This is a genomic window from Trichocoleus sp. FACHB-6 (assembly GCF_014695815.1).
GTDB lineage: Bacteria > Cyanobacteriota > Cyanobacteriia > Cyanobacteriales > FACHB-T130 > Funiculus > Funiculus sociatus.
In genome coordinates this window covers 1-13,622 of the sequence record NZ_JACJOY010000013.1, presented here as the reverse complement: position 1 = coordinate 13,622, position 13,622 = coordinate 1, and the positions used below count along the sequence as shown (strand labels likewise).

Sequence of the window (13,622 nt, the reverse complement as noted above, 5' to 3'; positions counted from 1 at the left end):
TCCCCTAACCCCCTTTTTCAAGGGGGGAAATCAGAGTCAAAGCCCCCTTTTTAAGGGGGGATGCAAGGGGGATCTACAACCCCAAACTCTAGACCCAAGACTTGTGTATACATGGTAGGGGTTGGGGAGAGGTTAATACCCTACGAAACTGAAGGTTGCATCTGGCAAAGTAATAAGCCAAACCACTGCTGTTTATCTGTCCAAACTTGCAGCGGTTTTAAACCTTGTGTCTGGAGATACTGCTGCATAGTTTTGAGATCGAATTTGCGGGAAATTTCGGTAAGAATTGTCTCGCCACTGCTAAACTCAACTGTTAAGTCGAGGGCGCGAAGCTGGATAGTTTGCGATCGCTTGCTTCTCAAGTGCATCTCAATTTGCTGCTGAGTTTCGTTATAAAACGCCCAGTGTTCAAACTCTGAGATGTCAAAATTGCCATCAAAGCGCCGATTCAAATGCTCCAGCATATTCAAATTAAACGCCGCCGTTACGCCACAGCTATCGTTATAGGCTGCATCCAACAAATGTTTAGGTTTGGCTAAGTCTATTCCTAATAACAAATACTCGCCCGACTGGAGGGCATTTGTAATTTGGGAAAAGAAGCGATCGCATTCTTCGGGAGTTAAATTTCCCAATGTAGAGCCAATAAAACATATCATCCGACTAGACAGCCCAGTTGGGGACAGTCGTGCCAATGCCAGTTCATAAGTGCTGCACTTAGCATGAACCTGAAGAGATGGATAGTCTACCAAAAGCTCTCTAGCACTGCTTTCCAAAATTCCCGCACTGACATCAATCGGCACATAGCGCAGCTTCTTACCCATGTCCTGGTAAGCATTTAGCAGAATGCGGGTTTTCGTAGAACTACCGCTTCCCAGTTCCACCAGTTCACACTCACCCGTCATCTGGGCAATTTCCCCGGCATACTGTTGCAAAATTGCCGTTTCTGTGCGTGTTAGATAATATTCAGGCAACTCGCAGATTTGCTCAAACAGTTGTGAACCTTTGTCATCGTAGAAATAGCGTGGCGGCAGAGTTTTGGGAGTTTGAGTCAAGCCCTGAACAACATCGCCACCCGGATCGAGTTTATTTAGCTCTGATGGCGTGGGGCTAAGTAGATGCTCTATCTGCAAGCGTTTTTCAATAGTATACTGGGAAGAAATTTTACTGCTTGCAGTTTTAGAAATTGACATTAAACCTCCGTTTGTGTGGGAGCGATCGCTCTTTAAAACAATTCACTACAACCGTCAGCTAGTGAAACACAAAGCTAGATAGAATAAAAACCCGCCTTAGTTAGATGTTTCAAATTTAAGCTTGTTTATTGTCAATTCTTAGCTTAGGCTAACCGCTCAGCCCTTAACCCACGTTAGTATCCCCCTCACCCCAACCTCCTCCTCCCACTAGGAGAGAAGGGTTAGGAATGAGGATAAATTAACTCTTAGCACAGCGAAACCCAGACAAAATCTGACGCACGTCGGGATGATACCAGTTGCGGAAACTACAACGCAAAGCCCAAGGACGAGTCGCCCAGCTGCCACCTCTCAACACCCGATGCTCTCCATCAAAATAAGCCTTGGAATAACCAGCGTAAGGGTAACTTACAAACCCGTCGTAGCCATCAAACCAAGTCGATGTCCACTCCCAAACATTACCCAAAGCATCTTGCAAACCATAAGCACTTTGCCCAGGGGGATAAGCGTCTACTGGTGTCGTTTGCCCCGCAGCATTATCGTGATTGCATCGGTGGGCATCTAGTTCTTCCCCCCAAGAATAAGTGCGACGGCAAAGGGCTGTTTCATCCCAACTGGCTGCTTTTTCCCACTCTGCCTCTGTTGGCAAACGCTTCCCAACAAATCTGGCATAAGCTTCAGCTTCGTACCAGCTGACACCGCAGACAGGGTGATTATCCCAAGCTGAGTCTTCTGCCCAATATAGCGGCTGATTGACAGGATTCTCAGACAGCCATTTCCACCCAGCATTACTCCACCACCAGGTTTCCCGATAGCCTCCCGCTTCGATGAACTCGCGATATTGCCCGCAGGTGACGGGGTAGCGGTCAATCCAGTAGGTGTCTAAATATACTTTGTGAACTGGTCGTTCATTATCCAGGGCATCGATAGATTCGTTACCCATCGCAAACTCACCCGCCGGGATTTCAATCATTTCAGATTGCTTGAGGGGTGGGTAGGATGCCCGCGCCTGATTAGGCAAGCCAGATGCCACAAGAGATCCCACTTGGGGCATCTGCCAGCGTTGCAATTGCAGGACAAAGCTCACCGTTTCGCTATGCTGGCTTTCATGCTGAATTAACCAGCGCCATAGGCGTTCTTGCTCGTCTAATGGCGCTACTTCCAGGTAATCTAATACCTGTTCTCTTACGGTGTCCAGATAGCTGCAAATTTCGGAAAGTGTTGGTAAATAAACCCGTTCTACTTTGGGTAAGCCATCAGCAGCAAATAAGCGTTGATATTCGGTGAACGCAGGCGGTTTCCTAGCACAACGATTAAGTAGCCAAAGAGACTCGGTGTAGCCAATGTGACCGAGATGCCAACCAATGGGGCTGAAGTCGGGATGCACTTGACGACAAAAGGTGTCGTGGTTTATACCTTCAAACAGCGCTAAAGTTCCGGTACGGCAGCGCTGCAATCCCTGATAAATTGCCTCTCTACAAGAATTGATCGATTTGAACTTCAAGGTCTTCTCCCACGCTCAAAATGGTATTTTCTGGGAAACGAATCCAGTTGCTAGTAAACAACGGTTCAGAGGCAATAACTACTGCTTTTGGGAAGATAGGCTCGTCGCGCAGCCAGTAGAGGGAGGGAGCGGGGGAAGTAGTAGCATAGCGAGTGGCGACCATGCGATGTCCGTCACTGACAATAAGGTTGGCAGAAACTGATGTTTGATGAGCTTTGGCTAATTCAGCGATGGTAGTCAAGGTTTTGTAAACTGCTTGTTCCAAAGTCATACCAGGGGTAGATGCCAAGTTATTGAGCAGTAGAGCGAAGATATGTTCGGAATCGGTTGTACCATCGATAGATTGGTAGATGCGATCGCTCAACTGATCCCTAATCGGTCTGTATAGCGTCTTACGAAAGTCTTTGATGAAACCGTTATGAGTAAATAACAGATTCTCCCCTCGAAACGGTTGGCAGTTACTCAAATCCACTGACTGACCAGTAGTAGCACTGCGAACGTTACCCATTACACAACCTGACTCAATATATCTACCGAGGTTGGTGAGATTGATATCATCCCAAATGGGCAGCAAATTTTTGTAAACAAAAGGTTCTGTCTCGCGTTGTGGGTGAAACCAGCCAATCCCGTAGCCGTCAGCACTGACAACGCCAGAGGTCATCTCGCGGGGTTGGTAGCTTTGAACAATCAGCGAGTGTTCTGGTTTGGACAAAAGGTAGTCCAAGATAATCGGTGCGCCAAGGTAGCCTAGTATACGGCACATAGAGAAAGCGATCGCTCCCAGCTTTTTTACAATCCTTAATCATTGTAGGCACGTCCTCTTAGGCTACGGCAGCAAAAAAAGGTAATAGGAGGGGAAGGGGACTAGGGACTAGGGACTAGGGACTTTTTTCTCTTCCCCATTCCAATTCCCCAATCCCCAATCCCCAATCCCCAATCCCCAATCCCCAATCCCATGAATCCCAACTTAATTTTGCCAGTCGGAACACAGGTAGTAACTCGCGTCGATATTCAAGATGAGGCAGTGCATACTCGCGGCAGCGTCGGCGTTATCATTAAATCACCTCAAGACAACTCCCACGCCTATCGCGTCGAGTTTCCCGATGGAAGCGTTGCGTCCCTGCGCCGAAGTGAACTTACCATCCGCAAAGAGTCGCAAAAAGAAGGTTTGCAACCAGCAGCCTACTTATCTGATTTCGACCTTTATGATTATGTGATTTACCGCTGTATCGTCGGTTCTAAAGCTTACGGTCTAGATGATGCCAACTCCGACATCGACCGACGTGGCATATACTTACCACCAGCCGATATGCACTGGTCGCTCTACGGTCTCCCGGAGCAGTTGGACAACAAAGACACCGAGGAATGCTACTGGGAACTCCAGAAATTTCTAACACTCGCACTCAAAGCAAATCCAAACGTCTTAGAGTGCCTTTACACGCCACTGGTAGAAAAGGCGATGCCCCTGGTTGAGGAATTACTGGCAATTCGGTCTATTTTTCTCTCTCAGTTAGTTTATCAGACATATAACGGATATGTGATGTCTCAGTTTAAAAAACTTGAACAAGACATCCGCACCAAAGGCGACATCAAATGGAAACACGCCATGCACCTAATTCGCGTCTTGTTATCCGGTATCGAGGTGCTGAATGAAGGTTTTGTGCCGGTGCGCGTCGAAGAACATCGGCAACAGTTGATGTCTATCCGCTATGGTGAAGTTTCCTGGGAAGAAGTCAACGCTTGGCGTTTAAGCTTGCACAAGCAGTTTGATGATGCTTTTGCCGTGACATCTCTGCCAGAGCGTCCAGATTATGAAAAAGCTAATGCTTTTTTAATCAAGGCGCGTAGAAGCATGGTTTAGATTTTAAACCCTATAAAGACAAAGAATTTCGAGAGAAATTTGAAAGGAGATTAATTTAATGTCTAATGCAATGATGGTGATTTTCCCCTATCGTGAGTATACTTGGGTATTTGATGATGAGCGAGTTGGACTTGTAAGGGAGCCATTTGTCAGCGGCATTCCGGAAATGATTGATATCCTCGTTAAAGACATTCCCAATGCTGAGAAAGGTTTCAAACTTCTGTTTTCTGGAAACCCTTTCCCCGGATATCAAGCAGAATTAACTTTGTTGAGACAAGAATACAATGGCAACTGGTATCGCTGGGAGTCGAATAACATGGAAGGATGGTTATGTCCGGCTTTGTTTAAATACTTCGGCGAAGCGCCGATGAAACTTTATTGCAAAGCAGAGAAACTTCGTTCCTAAGTAGTTTTCTCATTACCAGACGTAAGGTGGGAGGCTCTGCTTACCCTTCAAATAAATTATGGCGACAATGCAGCAACTACTCCCGGTAATTTCTGACCAACCCTACCCGCTTTTATTTGCCACAATCAGCGGCGCACATCTGTATGGTTTCCCGTCGCCTGATTCTGATTACGATTTACGCGGTTCGCACATTCTGCCAGTATCAGAGGTTGTTGGCTTAGATACTGGACGGGAAACTATTGAAGTCTCAGAATTACGCGACAAGCTAGAAATTGACCTGGTAACTCACGATGTCAAAAAGTTCTTTTCGCTATCACTCAAAAAAAATGGCTATGTTTTGGAGCAACTATATTCGCCTTTAATCCTGCACACTACGCCAGAACACGAGGAATTGAAAGACATTGCCAAAGGCTGCATCACTCGCCATCATAGCCATCATTATTTAGGCTTTGCTCAGACGCAATGGAAACTTTTTGCCAAAGAAGAACTGCGGCGAGTTAAACCCCTTCTTTATGTTTATCGGGTGTTATTAACTGGCATTTATCTGATGCAAACGGGTGTAATCGAAGCCAATTTAGTGCAGTTGAATGAATTATTCAAATTGCCTTACATTCCTGACCTGATTGAGCGGAAGTTAGCAGGAGCAGAAAAATCTGTTTTGGAAGATGCTGATATGGCATTTCATCTGAGCGAATATCAACGATTGTTAGGTCAATTAGACAAGGCGAGTCAAAGCAGTACCCTACCGGAATCACCTTCTGCCAAGCCTGCGCTAAATGACTTGCTCGTAAGGGTACGATTAGCATCTTTTACAAACAAGTTAGGGTAGGTTTAGTTGAGGAATCTCACCAAACAAATACTTGTGGGCGTTGGGTTTCGCTACCGCTCAAACCAACCTACAATTAATAGGTATAATTATAATTCAAGAGGCAAATTTTTAATTAAATCTTCACGGTTATTACTATTCTTTAGAGATTTAATAACGGTTTTATTCGCTTTGGCATAAATCGTGGGGTAATCTCTCTCGCCTAGTTCTTCCCTCACAAAAAATGCAAGCATTTCTGTATCAATACTAAATTCTGCTGCTACCCCTTCTTTATTTCCACGGGCATCAACTCTAATCCATCTCTTTAAACTTTTCAAATAAATTGCGTTCAAACCATGTAAGGTGAACAACGGTTTATCAGTATCATCTAAAATAAGCTTTTGATAGCAAAGTCCGGTGGGGATTCCTAAATATCGTAATATAGCAGCTAGTAGATGTGATTTTGCATAGCAAATACCTTGTTTGTATTTCAAGACATCGGAAGCATTGCAGGTGACGGTATCGCTGTTTATATCGAATGAATGGGAGATTTTATCTCGAACATATTCATATACAGTTTTAGCTAAATGAATATCATCATTTTCATTATTGGCAGCTAATTTTTTGGCGATATTTTGTATGCTTTCTATGTTATGGTCGATGACTTCTGATGGTGCTAGATATTCTTTGAGGTTATTAACTTCAGGTATTAATTTCATTGGATTTATACTAATTGTATTGAGCAAGGCTACAATATTCTATCCCCCAGCCCCTCGAAAAGGGGGGCTAAGAAAAAGTCGTGGATTGTGTTAATTATTTAAAACTGAGGGCGGCGACAAACAGACAAACCCAGCCTACAATAAATGCTACTCCTCCCAGTGAAGTAATTGCTCCCAGCCATTTGAAACCTGTAAGACTCAAAGCATACAAACTACCAGAGAACAACGCCACGCCGACGATGAAGGCATATCCAGCCGCCACCAGGCTTGATTGTGCTGCTTCGGCACGGCTTAATAATAATGCTACCAGTAACAGCGCCAAAGCGTGATACATCTGATAACGAGCGCCAGTTTCAAAAATTTCTGTCGCCCTTTCAGTTAGTTTGTCCCTTAAAGCATGGGCAGCAAAAGCACCAAAGGCGACAGATGTAGCGCCGAGGATAGCGGCTATACTCAAAAAAATCCGCGTCATTTTCTCAGCCGAGTCCTAAGAGTTAGTTCTCTTCAATTTTAAATCCTAAAGATTGAATCGATAGGAAATTCCTCCCTCTGAATTAACATCAAAATTGGCATCGAACTCTTTCGCTTTTTCATCTAAATACTGCTTGGCTTCTTTTCCTGATAGCTGCGCCTCTGCTGCAAAGCGCAATGTTGTAATCGTGCCGTCGCCGTCTTGGATGAGCTGATAAAAGATAGACTGGAGGCGATCGCGTGTTTCTTTGGAGTGTTGTTTTTGCAATCCCCTTACCAGCCATCCTCCCAAAGCTACTGCGGGTAGCCCTAAAACTAAACCTCCTAAAGCAGCATCTCTATCTTCCTGCTTATCCTCCGGGCTAGCATCCTGATTTGGCATCGTAAAAACGATTAACGGGACTAATAGAACCAGACCGCCAAAGGTAAGTAATAAACCCGCAGATAGTTTCTTAATCAGCTTCATAGGGCAGTTGATATATTCAAGACTGCCGCGATCTTAACCTCAGTTTCGAGTAGCTTCCAGTAGGCGGGAAAAATAAAAGCGAGTCTTAGTCATTGCTTTGCGCTGAATCACAAAACCGTTACTTTCCAGAATCTTCACGACATCAGCTTCGCGGTGCAGGTAAGCGCGAGTTGCTTTGCTGGGGCCTGGGAAGAAACTGCCGATTTTCTTAAGCAAACTGAGGGCTAAAGTTTTCGGTGCAAAGCTGAGAATTATCCGAGATTCTCCCATAGAACAGAGATGGGAAATCATCTCGGCGGCTTTGTCTTGGGGATAGTGAATTAACACATCCAGACAAATCACGGTGTGATATTTGCCGCTCAATGTTTCCAAATCCTGCACTGTGAAGGTAGGATTGCTATTGTTGCCTAAAAGTGCTTCGGCTCTTTCTTTAGCTTCTCCTACCATTTTTTCGGAGATGTCGCTGGCGTAGAGTTTGGCACCAGCTTGGGCGAGGGGAATGCTGAGGCTACCAACACCACATCCCGCATCGCAAATGGAGAGAGTTGCTAAATTGCCATCGTCTGTCAGCCAGCTGATGACGGTATCAACTGTCTGCTGATGTCCTTCACGGATGTCTAGTTGGACTTTGTTAACTTCGCCGTCGCCGTAGATGCGCCGCCACCGATCGAATCCGGTGGAGTTGAAGTAGTCTTTTACTATCGTTTTGTCGTCTGCTGCGTTCATGAAATTGGTTTTTGTTTAACTGTTCCCAACGCTCTAAGTTACCATTCTCCGAGGACAGTGGGAAATGGAATCGCATAAGCGAAGGCGACAGCCGTTAGACAACGAAGGACAAGGGAGGAAGAGAGGAAGAGTTTTGTAGGCTGCAAATCAGCAGTGTGAAATGAACCACAGAGGCACGGAGAACGCAGAGGAAGAGATGAGTCGGTAGCCGTATCAAAGCCTCTCCCGGTTGACGGGACGGGGTTGTAATCGTTTCCATGTGAGTTCGCCGAATTCATCTAAATGCCAGCGCAGCAGTTGATTGACGGATTGGCTGAGGTAGGGGCTGGTTTGATTGTTTTTTTGGCGATCGCGTTTTGATGGTTCTTTAAGCAACCCTATGGCGCGACGGGGTGCTATGGTTGCTAAAGCGATCGCATCCTCTATTTGACACCCCCACTTGACTAAATTCTGCACTCCGACCAACAGCGGTAATGTTGTCCCGGAAAGGGTGCCATCTGGTAGTCTTGCTGTACCATTTTTTACTTCTATTTGCCGAGTATCCCACGGGTAAATACCGTCCTGTAGCCCCAATGGTGATAATGCGTCGCTAACTAAAAATATGCCTTTTTCGTAGTTGCTGGCGCATAGCAGCATCTTGATCATTGTCGGGGAGACGTGCTGACCATCGGCAATTAAACCACACATTACGTCAGGATGGACGATTGCTGCTCCGAGTAATCCGGGTTCTCGGTGATGTAAACTGGGCATGGCGTTGAAGGCATGAGTCACCATTGTTGCACCCGTGTTAAAGGCACGTTGCGCTTGTGTTTCTGTAGCTTGGGAGTGTCCGAGACTGATGGTAATGCCAAGCGATCGCAAATACTCTATTGCTTCTCCAGTTTCATCTAATTCTGGTGCCAAGGTAATTACTTTGACAATACTGGCGTAATCCCCTAAGATTCGCTTCACGTTGTCAATTGTCAGGGGCAATAAATACTCTGCTGGGTGTGCGCCGCGCTTTTGGTAATTCAGAAATGGCCCTTCTAGATGAACTCCCAAAATCTGGGCGCTGGTTTTATCGTTCTGCTGGGCGGAGGCATCAGCGAAAATGGATAGCGATCGCTGTATATTCTCTACTGATGTCGTGACGATAGTGGGCAAAAATCCATCTACACCCTGTTCCCACAATAATTTAGAAATTTCGGGTATTTTATGGCTATTTTCTAAATTAACCTCTGGAAATGCTAACCCTAGCGCCCCGTTAATCTGCAAATCCACACCTCCCAGAGAAAGCCACTCGCCTCCTACATCTAAGAGTCCATCTGGTGATCGCATTCCTTTTTCAAAGACGCGCATCGGTGAGATTCTTTCAATTGTGCCTTGTGTAACGGAAATTTCCTGTAATCCTTGATATCCAGGCAGTCTAACGTTGATAATATTCACAATTCGATTATCCCAAATCTAAAATCGCATGACTCAACCCCTAGTTGGTATTATCATGGGCAGCGATTCCGATTTGCCCACTATGCAAGACGCGATCGCAGTCTGTGAAGAATTCAGCGTTAACTGCGAAGTAGCGATCGTCAGCGCCCACCGCACCCCTGAACGCATGGTAGAATATGCCCAACACGCCCACCAACGCGGTATTAAAGTTATTATCGCTGGTGCTGGTGGCGCTGCCCATCTGCCGGGAATGGTTGCTGCTTTAACACCCTTGCCTGTGATTGGAGTGCCAGTAACTAGCCGTCATTTGCAGGGTGTCGATTCTCTCTATTCCATCGTGCAAATGCCAGGGGGAATTCCCGTCGCTACTGTCGCTATTGGCAATGCTAAGAATGCTGGTTTATTGGCTGTGCAAATATTAGCTTCCCACCAGCCAGAATTACTAGAACGAGTCCAGCAGTATCGCCAAAATTTAGCCCAATCTGTTATGGAAAAGCAAGGGCGGTTAGAGGAACTGGGCTACAAGCAGTATTTAAAGGAAATGCTTTAATAGGAATTCTTATGCAAGGATTGTGAAACCCTTGCCGGTAGCAAGTTTTATAAATTTAAGCGTTGCACGATTCAATCAAAATCGTACAACATTTTTGTGCGGCAATCAGAAGAATTATTAAAAATTTTTACCTAATCGGTTCTCTATAAAAATTTACACTCAATGAGTGAAAGATACTGTAGTATTTTATTCTAAAATTTGTTCATCCTCCTAAAGATATATTTTAGCTACAGGCTACAACTGCCTATGGCTAGGACTTTGGGAAAATCCTTTTTTGGTCAACTCTCTAAAGTCTGACATAAGTATTTGTATTCTATTATACAGAATTTGTAATGAAGAAAATACAAAATCTAAGGACTTAAAAGGCAAAATTACAATTTTTCCAAACGCCAATAGCGTCTTGAATCCCTGTGGGGTTGTTTCTACAAATAGGTCATTTACCGCTTCAGAGGGCTAGATTTACCCCGATTGCGAAACTGTTGGATGTGTTTTAAGCGGCAAGGAAACTGCACTGATGATCTCTAGACTAAAGATAAAAAAGAAGAAGTCGAGGACTAAAAGTAAGCGACTTTCTTCAAATGGGCTACCTTACTCCCCTCGGAGCGCCATGATGTGGAAGCAGTTACAGACTGCTGTTAAGAGGTTAACTCCGAGTTGGCAAGCTTGCATTCCTATAGCTACAGTCATTGTGATGCTGTGGGGTTACTCGGCAGTTGCTCAAGATGCTCCGGCAGCCGCTGGCCCGACAACGGCGGAGCTAAAGGTAGCATTGGATACTTTGTGGGTAGCGATCGCTGCCTTCCTAGTGTTCTTTATGAACGCTGGTTTTTGTATGTTGGAAACTGGCTTTTGCCGCCAGAAAAACGCCGTCAACGTTCTGGCCAAGAACTTGATCGTGTTTGCTTTGGCTACCGTTGCTTTTTGGGCAATTGGTTTTGGCTTGATGTTCGGAGATGGTAACCCCTTCATCGGACTCAATGGATTTTTCTTAGGTGGAGCCGATAACAGTCCCGCCACAAACGATGCCTATCAAGGCGTCTTTAGCTCTCTCAAATGGGCTGGTGTCCCTCTAGCTGCTAAGTTTTTGTTCCAGCTAGTATTTGCCGGAACCGCCGCCACAATTGTTTCTGGAGCAGTTGCGGAACGGATTAAGTTTGTTGACTTCTTAATCTTTAGCCTCATACTCGTAGGTATTATCTACCCAATCACCGGACACTGGATTTGGGGTGGTGGCTGGCTACAATCGCGAGGATTTTGGGATTTTGCCGGCTCAACTGTAGTTCACTCGGTTGGTGGTTGGGCAGCTTTGATGGGAGCCGCATTCTTAGGGCCGCGGCTAGGAAAATATCAAGACGGGCAGAGTGTTGCTTTCCCAGGTCACAATCTAAGCATTGCTACCTTGGGCTGTTTAATTCTCTGGTTGGGCTGGTTTGGTTTCAACCCAGGCTCCACAATGGCTGCCGATCCCAATGCCATTACCCACATTGCCCTGACAACCAACATGGGGGCAGCTGCGGGTGGAATCGCCGCTACAGTTACAGCTTGGTTGTATCTTGGTAAGCCGGATCTGTCGATGATTATCAACGGCATCTTGGCTGGCTTGGTGGGGGTTACAGCCGCCTGTGCTTTCATCAGCATTGGTAGTGCTTTGATAATTGGTTTGATTGCCGGAGTTGTGGTAGTTTTTGCTGTCACCTTCTTTGACAAGCGGAAGATTGATGACCCAGTGGGTGCTACTTCGGTTCACCTTGTCTGTGGTATTTGGGGTAGTTTGGCAGTGGGTCTATTCAGTGTCGGCCCTGGTGTCTACTCCTGGTACGGCGAAGGTCTTGGCCCAGCGAAAGGGTTACTTTTGGGTGGTGGCCCTGGACAGTTCATCACTCAGCTGATTGGCGTTGTTTCAGTAGGCGGCATGACAGTTCTACTGAGTACAATCTTGTGGATGGTGCTTAAGGCAACCCTTGGTATCCGAGTTAAGCCTGAAGAGGAGTTTGAAGGCTTGGATATCGGCGAACACGGTATGGAAGCCTACAGCGGATTTGTCAAAGAGACAGGCGCAGGTGGTTTTGCTGATACTGGTAAGCACGGTGGAATGCCAAATTCACCGGGAGAGTATGCCAAGTAAGGGCAAAGGATAATAAGTATAAGGGAAAAGGCAAAAGAATTTTTTCTTTTGCCTTTTTCTTTTTCTGGGAGCGATCGCGTATATTATGGCTCTGGCATCTTCATCATTCTCAAAATCCTAAATGCTACAGTCGGTCTGCAACCCGAACCAGAAGCCTAAATGCAAGGGATGGCTATCACCAAACATGATGGAGAGGAATTCGCAGGGGGGATGAGTTTTACGAGTGAGTGAAACTAAACAAATTTATTGCTGATAGCCTTTAAAATCAAATTCAAACTCTGCTGAATTTGAGAAGTGTGTCTACCCGCTCCAAAACCTTGATTCCGGCTTGGGCTTTCATCTCCCTGGCTACTAATGGGCTGCTAATGCTAACAACGATCCTGTTGCTGAATCGGGATCGGTGGCTACCAGCCAGATTTCAAGCTAGCGATTCTACATCGCAGATGCAAACCCCGCCGGATCTCTCTACCAGCCTGATGAGTAAAACCCTTGCTCCCCAACCAACCTTAGGACAACGCCACCAGTTGTCTTATCAACAATGGGTGGCTTTGCTGGGGCGAGAAGCTGAGGTAATAGCAGCAAAACAACCGCCAAATTTAACCGTCCTAGCTGGGGATTCCCTCAGTTTATGGTTTCCTCCTGAGCTATTGCCAAGGGATGCTCCTTCGGGGACTAGGCGCGATCGCACTTGGCTAAATCAGGGAATTTCTGGCGATACTTCGGCTGGGTTGCTCAACCGATTATATGTATTTGACCAAACTGAACCGAGTACGATTTTTGTAATGATTGGCATTAACGATCTGCTTCGGGGAGGGAAAGACCAGACAATTTTGGCGAATCAGCGACGGATTATCCGCTATCTGCGGCGAGTTCATCCCCAAGCCGAGATTGTGATTCAGTCGATTTTGCCCCACAGTGGAGCTAGGTCAACCTTTCGCGCACGCGATCGCTTGTCTGAAGTCCCCAACAGTCGCATCCGCAAGATTAACCAACAACTAGAAGCGATCGCACGTTCGGAAGGTGTCAATTATCTCAACCTGTATCCCCTCTTTAGCAATTCTCAAGGCGATTTGCAACTCGATTTGACTACCGATGGCTTACACCTGAATTCTCAAGGCTATTTAGTCTGGCGTTCGGCGCTTGTGCTGTTCATGGGGCTGCAACTAGAACCCGCCAATGCCAAAATCAATTAAAATTCTCCTTCCTCTCCTTCCTCTCGTTCTCATCCTCAGTCTGGGAACGAGGAAGCGAGAGTAATTTACCTGGCGTTGCTGAATAATGGGAGGAATCAAGCAGGAATTGGGACATCCCAAAATCTCAAGTAGTGAAGTAACAAGCGGATTGAATGTCTCAGCATTTCTTCGGATTTGGAATAGC

Annotated in this window: 14 protein-coding genes and 1 pseudogene; 6 read left to right on the top strand and 9 right to left on the bottom strand. The window is 45.9% G+C overall.

What is annotated here, in order from left to right; all coding sequences use genetic code 11:
• Positions 1-140: 140 nt before the first annotated feature.
• The 3 genes from egtD to egtC form a co-directional block, all read right to left on the bottom strand.
• Positions 141-1,190: an L-histidine N(alpha)-methyltransferase gene (gene egtD / locus H6F66_RS02240; protein ID WP_190417803.1), complete on the bottom strand. Its 1,050-nt coding sequence runs from the start codon at positions 1,188-1,190 to the stop codon at positions 141-143.
• A gap of 238 nt (positions 1,191-1,428) precedes the next feature.
• Entirely contained in the window at positions 1,429-2,691 is a 1,263-nt protein-coding gene (gene egtB / locus H6F66_RS02235) for an ergothioneine biosynthesis protein EgtB (RefSeq protein ID WP_190417801.1), read from the bottom strand.
• Positions 2,663-3,454 (bottom strand): ergothioneine biosynthesis protein EgtC, encoded by a 792-nt coding sequence (gene egtC, locus H6F66_RS02230; RefSeq protein WP_190417799.1) that lies wholly within the window; start codon positions 3,452-3,454, stop codon positions 2,663-2,665. The genes egtB and egtC overlap by 29 nt, the downstream gene beginning before the upstream one ends.
• A gap of 192 nt (positions 3,455-3,646) precedes the next feature.
• Here egtC and H6F66_RS02225 point away from each other — a divergent pair, with 192 nt between their 5' ends.
• The 3 genes from H6F66_RS02225 to H6F66_RS02215 are packed head-to-tail and all read left to right on the top strand — an operon-like array spanning position 3,647 to position 5,787.
• Positions 3,647-4,552, top strand: a complete 906-nt coding sequence (locus H6F66_RS02225; RefSeq protein ID WP_190417798.1) for a nucleotidyltransferase domain-containing protein — start codon at positions 3,647-3,649, stop codon at positions 4,550-4,552.
• 58 nt (positions 4,553-4,610) lie between these two features.
• Positions 4,611-4,958, top strand: coding sequence for a DUF6717 family protein (locus tag H6F66_RS02220; protein ID WP_190417796.1), 348 nt, complete (start codon positions 4,611-4,613; stop codon positions 4,956-4,958).
• 58 nt (positions 4,959-5,016) lie between these two features.
• Positions 5,017-5,787 carry a nucleotidyltransferase domain-containing protein gene (locus tag H6F66_RS02215; protein ID WP_190417794.1) on the top strand — a complete coding sequence of 257 codons (771 nt, stop codon included), beginning with the start codon at positions 5,017-5,019 and terminating at the stop codon, positions 5,785-5,787.
• An 86-nt stretch (positions 5,788-5,873) separates the two neighbouring features.
• On the opposite strand, the gene H6F66_RS02210 is transcribed toward H6F66_RS02215, so the two are convergent.
• The 5 genes from H6F66_RS02210 to nagA form a co-directional block, all read right to left on the bottom strand.
• The gene (locus tag H6F66_RS02210) at positions 5,874-6,482 is read right to left on the bottom strand and encodes a transglutaminase family protein (RefSeq protein WP_190417792.1); all 609 of its coding nucleotides are present in this window, start codon (positions 6,480-6,482) and stop codon (positions 5,874-5,876) included.
• 94 nt (positions 6,483-6,576) lie between these two features.
• Positions 6,577-6,954 (bottom strand): DUF423 domain-containing protein, encoded by a 378-nt coding sequence (locus H6F66_RS02205; RefSeq protein WP_190417790.1) that lies wholly within the window; start codon positions 6,952-6,954, stop codon positions 6,577-6,579.
• Positions 6,955-6,999: 45 nt separating this feature from the next.
• Positions 7,000-7,419: a hypothetical protein gene (locus H6F66_RS02200; RefSeq protein WP_190417788.1), complete on the bottom strand. Its 420-nt coding sequence runs from the start codon at positions 7,417-7,419 to the stop codon at positions 7,000-7,002.
• A 39-nt stretch (positions 7,420-7,458) separates the two neighbouring features.
• Positions 7,459-8,145 carry a magnesium protoporphyrin IX methyltransferase gene (bchM, locus tag H6F66_RS02195; RefSeq protein WP_190417785.1) on the bottom strand — a complete coding sequence of 229 codons (687 nt, stop codon included), beginning with the start codon at positions 8,143-8,145 and terminating at the stop codon, positions 7,459-7,461.
• 213 nt (positions 8,146-8,358) lie between these two features.
• Positions 8,359-9,570, bottom strand: coding sequence for an N-acetylglucosamine-6-phosphate deacetylase (gene nagA, locus H6F66_RS02190; RefSeq protein ID WP_347269322.1), 1,212 nt, complete (start codon positions 9,568-9,570; stop codon positions 8,359-8,361).
• A 28-nt stretch (positions 9,571-9,598) separates the two neighbouring features.
• Between nagA and purE the strand changes: the two genes are divergently transcribed.
• From purE to H6F66_RS02175, 3 genes are all read left to right on the top strand, one after another.
• Entirely contained in the window at positions 9,599-10,120 is a 522-nt protein-coding gene (gene purE, locus H6F66_RS02185; RefSeq protein WP_190417783.1) for a 5-(carboxyamino)imidazole ribonucleotide mutase, read from the top strand.
• Positions 10,121-10,634: 514 nt separating this feature from the next.
• Positions 10,635-12,245, top strand: coding sequence for an ammonium transporter (locus H6F66_RS02180; RefSeq protein WP_190417781.1), 1,611 nt, complete (start codon positions 10,635-10,637; stop codon positions 12,243-12,245).
• Between the two features lie 365 nt (positions 12,246-12,610).
• On the top strand, positions 12,611-13,438 hold the full coding sequence (locus tag H6F66_RS02175) for an SGNH/GDSL hydrolase family protein (protein WP_199295309.1): 828 nt from the start codon (positions 12,611-12,613) through the stop codon (positions 13,436-13,438).
• Between the two features lie 95 nt (positions 13,439-13,533).
• Here H6F66_RS02175 and H6F66_RS02170 read toward each other — a convergent pair.
• Positions 13,534-13,622, bottom strand: a pseudogene (locus H6F66_RS02170) (IS1 family transposase); the annotation flags it as partial.

Coding starts and splice junctions, on each gene's coding strand:
- egtD (WP_190417803.1), bottom strand. CDS start 1,190: ATGTCAATTTCTAAAACTGCAAGCAGTAAAATTTCTTCCCAGTATACT.
- egtC (WP_190417799.1), bottom strand. CDS start 3,454: ATGTGCCGTATACTAGGCTACCTTGGCGCACCGATTATCTTGGACTAC.
- H6F66_RS02225 (WP_190417798.1), top strand. CDS start 3,647: ATGAATCCCAACTTAATTTTGCCAGTCGGAACACAGGTAGTAACTCGC.
- H6F66_RS02220 (WP_190417796.1), top strand. CDS start 4,611: ATGTCTAATGCAATGATGGTGATTTTCCCCTATCGTGAGTATACTTGG.
- H6F66_RS02215 (WP_190417794.1), top strand. CDS start 5,017: ATGGCGACAATGCAGCAACTACTCCCGGTAATTTCTGACCAACCCTAC.
- H6F66_RS02210 (WP_190417792.1), bottom strand. CDS start 6,482: ATGAAATTAATACCTGAAGTTAATAACCTCAAAGAATATCTAGCACCA.
- H6F66_RS02205 (WP_190417790.1), bottom strand. CDS start 6,954: ATGACGCGGATTTTTTTGAGTATAGCCGCTATCCTCGGCGCTACATCT.
- H6F66_RS02200 (WP_190417788.1), bottom strand. CDS start 7,419: ATGAAGCTGATTAAGAAACTATCTGCGGGTTTATTACTTACCTTTGGC.
- bchM (WP_190417785.1), bottom strand. CDS start 8,145: ATGAACGCAGCAGACGACAAAACGATAGTAAAAGACTACTTCAACTCC.
- purE (WP_190417783.1), top strand. CDS start 9,599: ATGACTCAACCCCTAGTTGGTATTATCATGGGCAGCGATTCCGATTTG.
- H6F66_RS02180 (WP_190417781.1), top strand. CDS start 10,635: ATGATCTCTAGACTAAAGATAAAAAAGAAGAAGTCGAGGACTAAAAGT.
- H6F66_RS02175 (WP_199295309.1), top strand. CDS start 12,611: ATGCTAACAACGATCCTGTTGCTGAATCGGGATCGGTGGCTACCAGCC.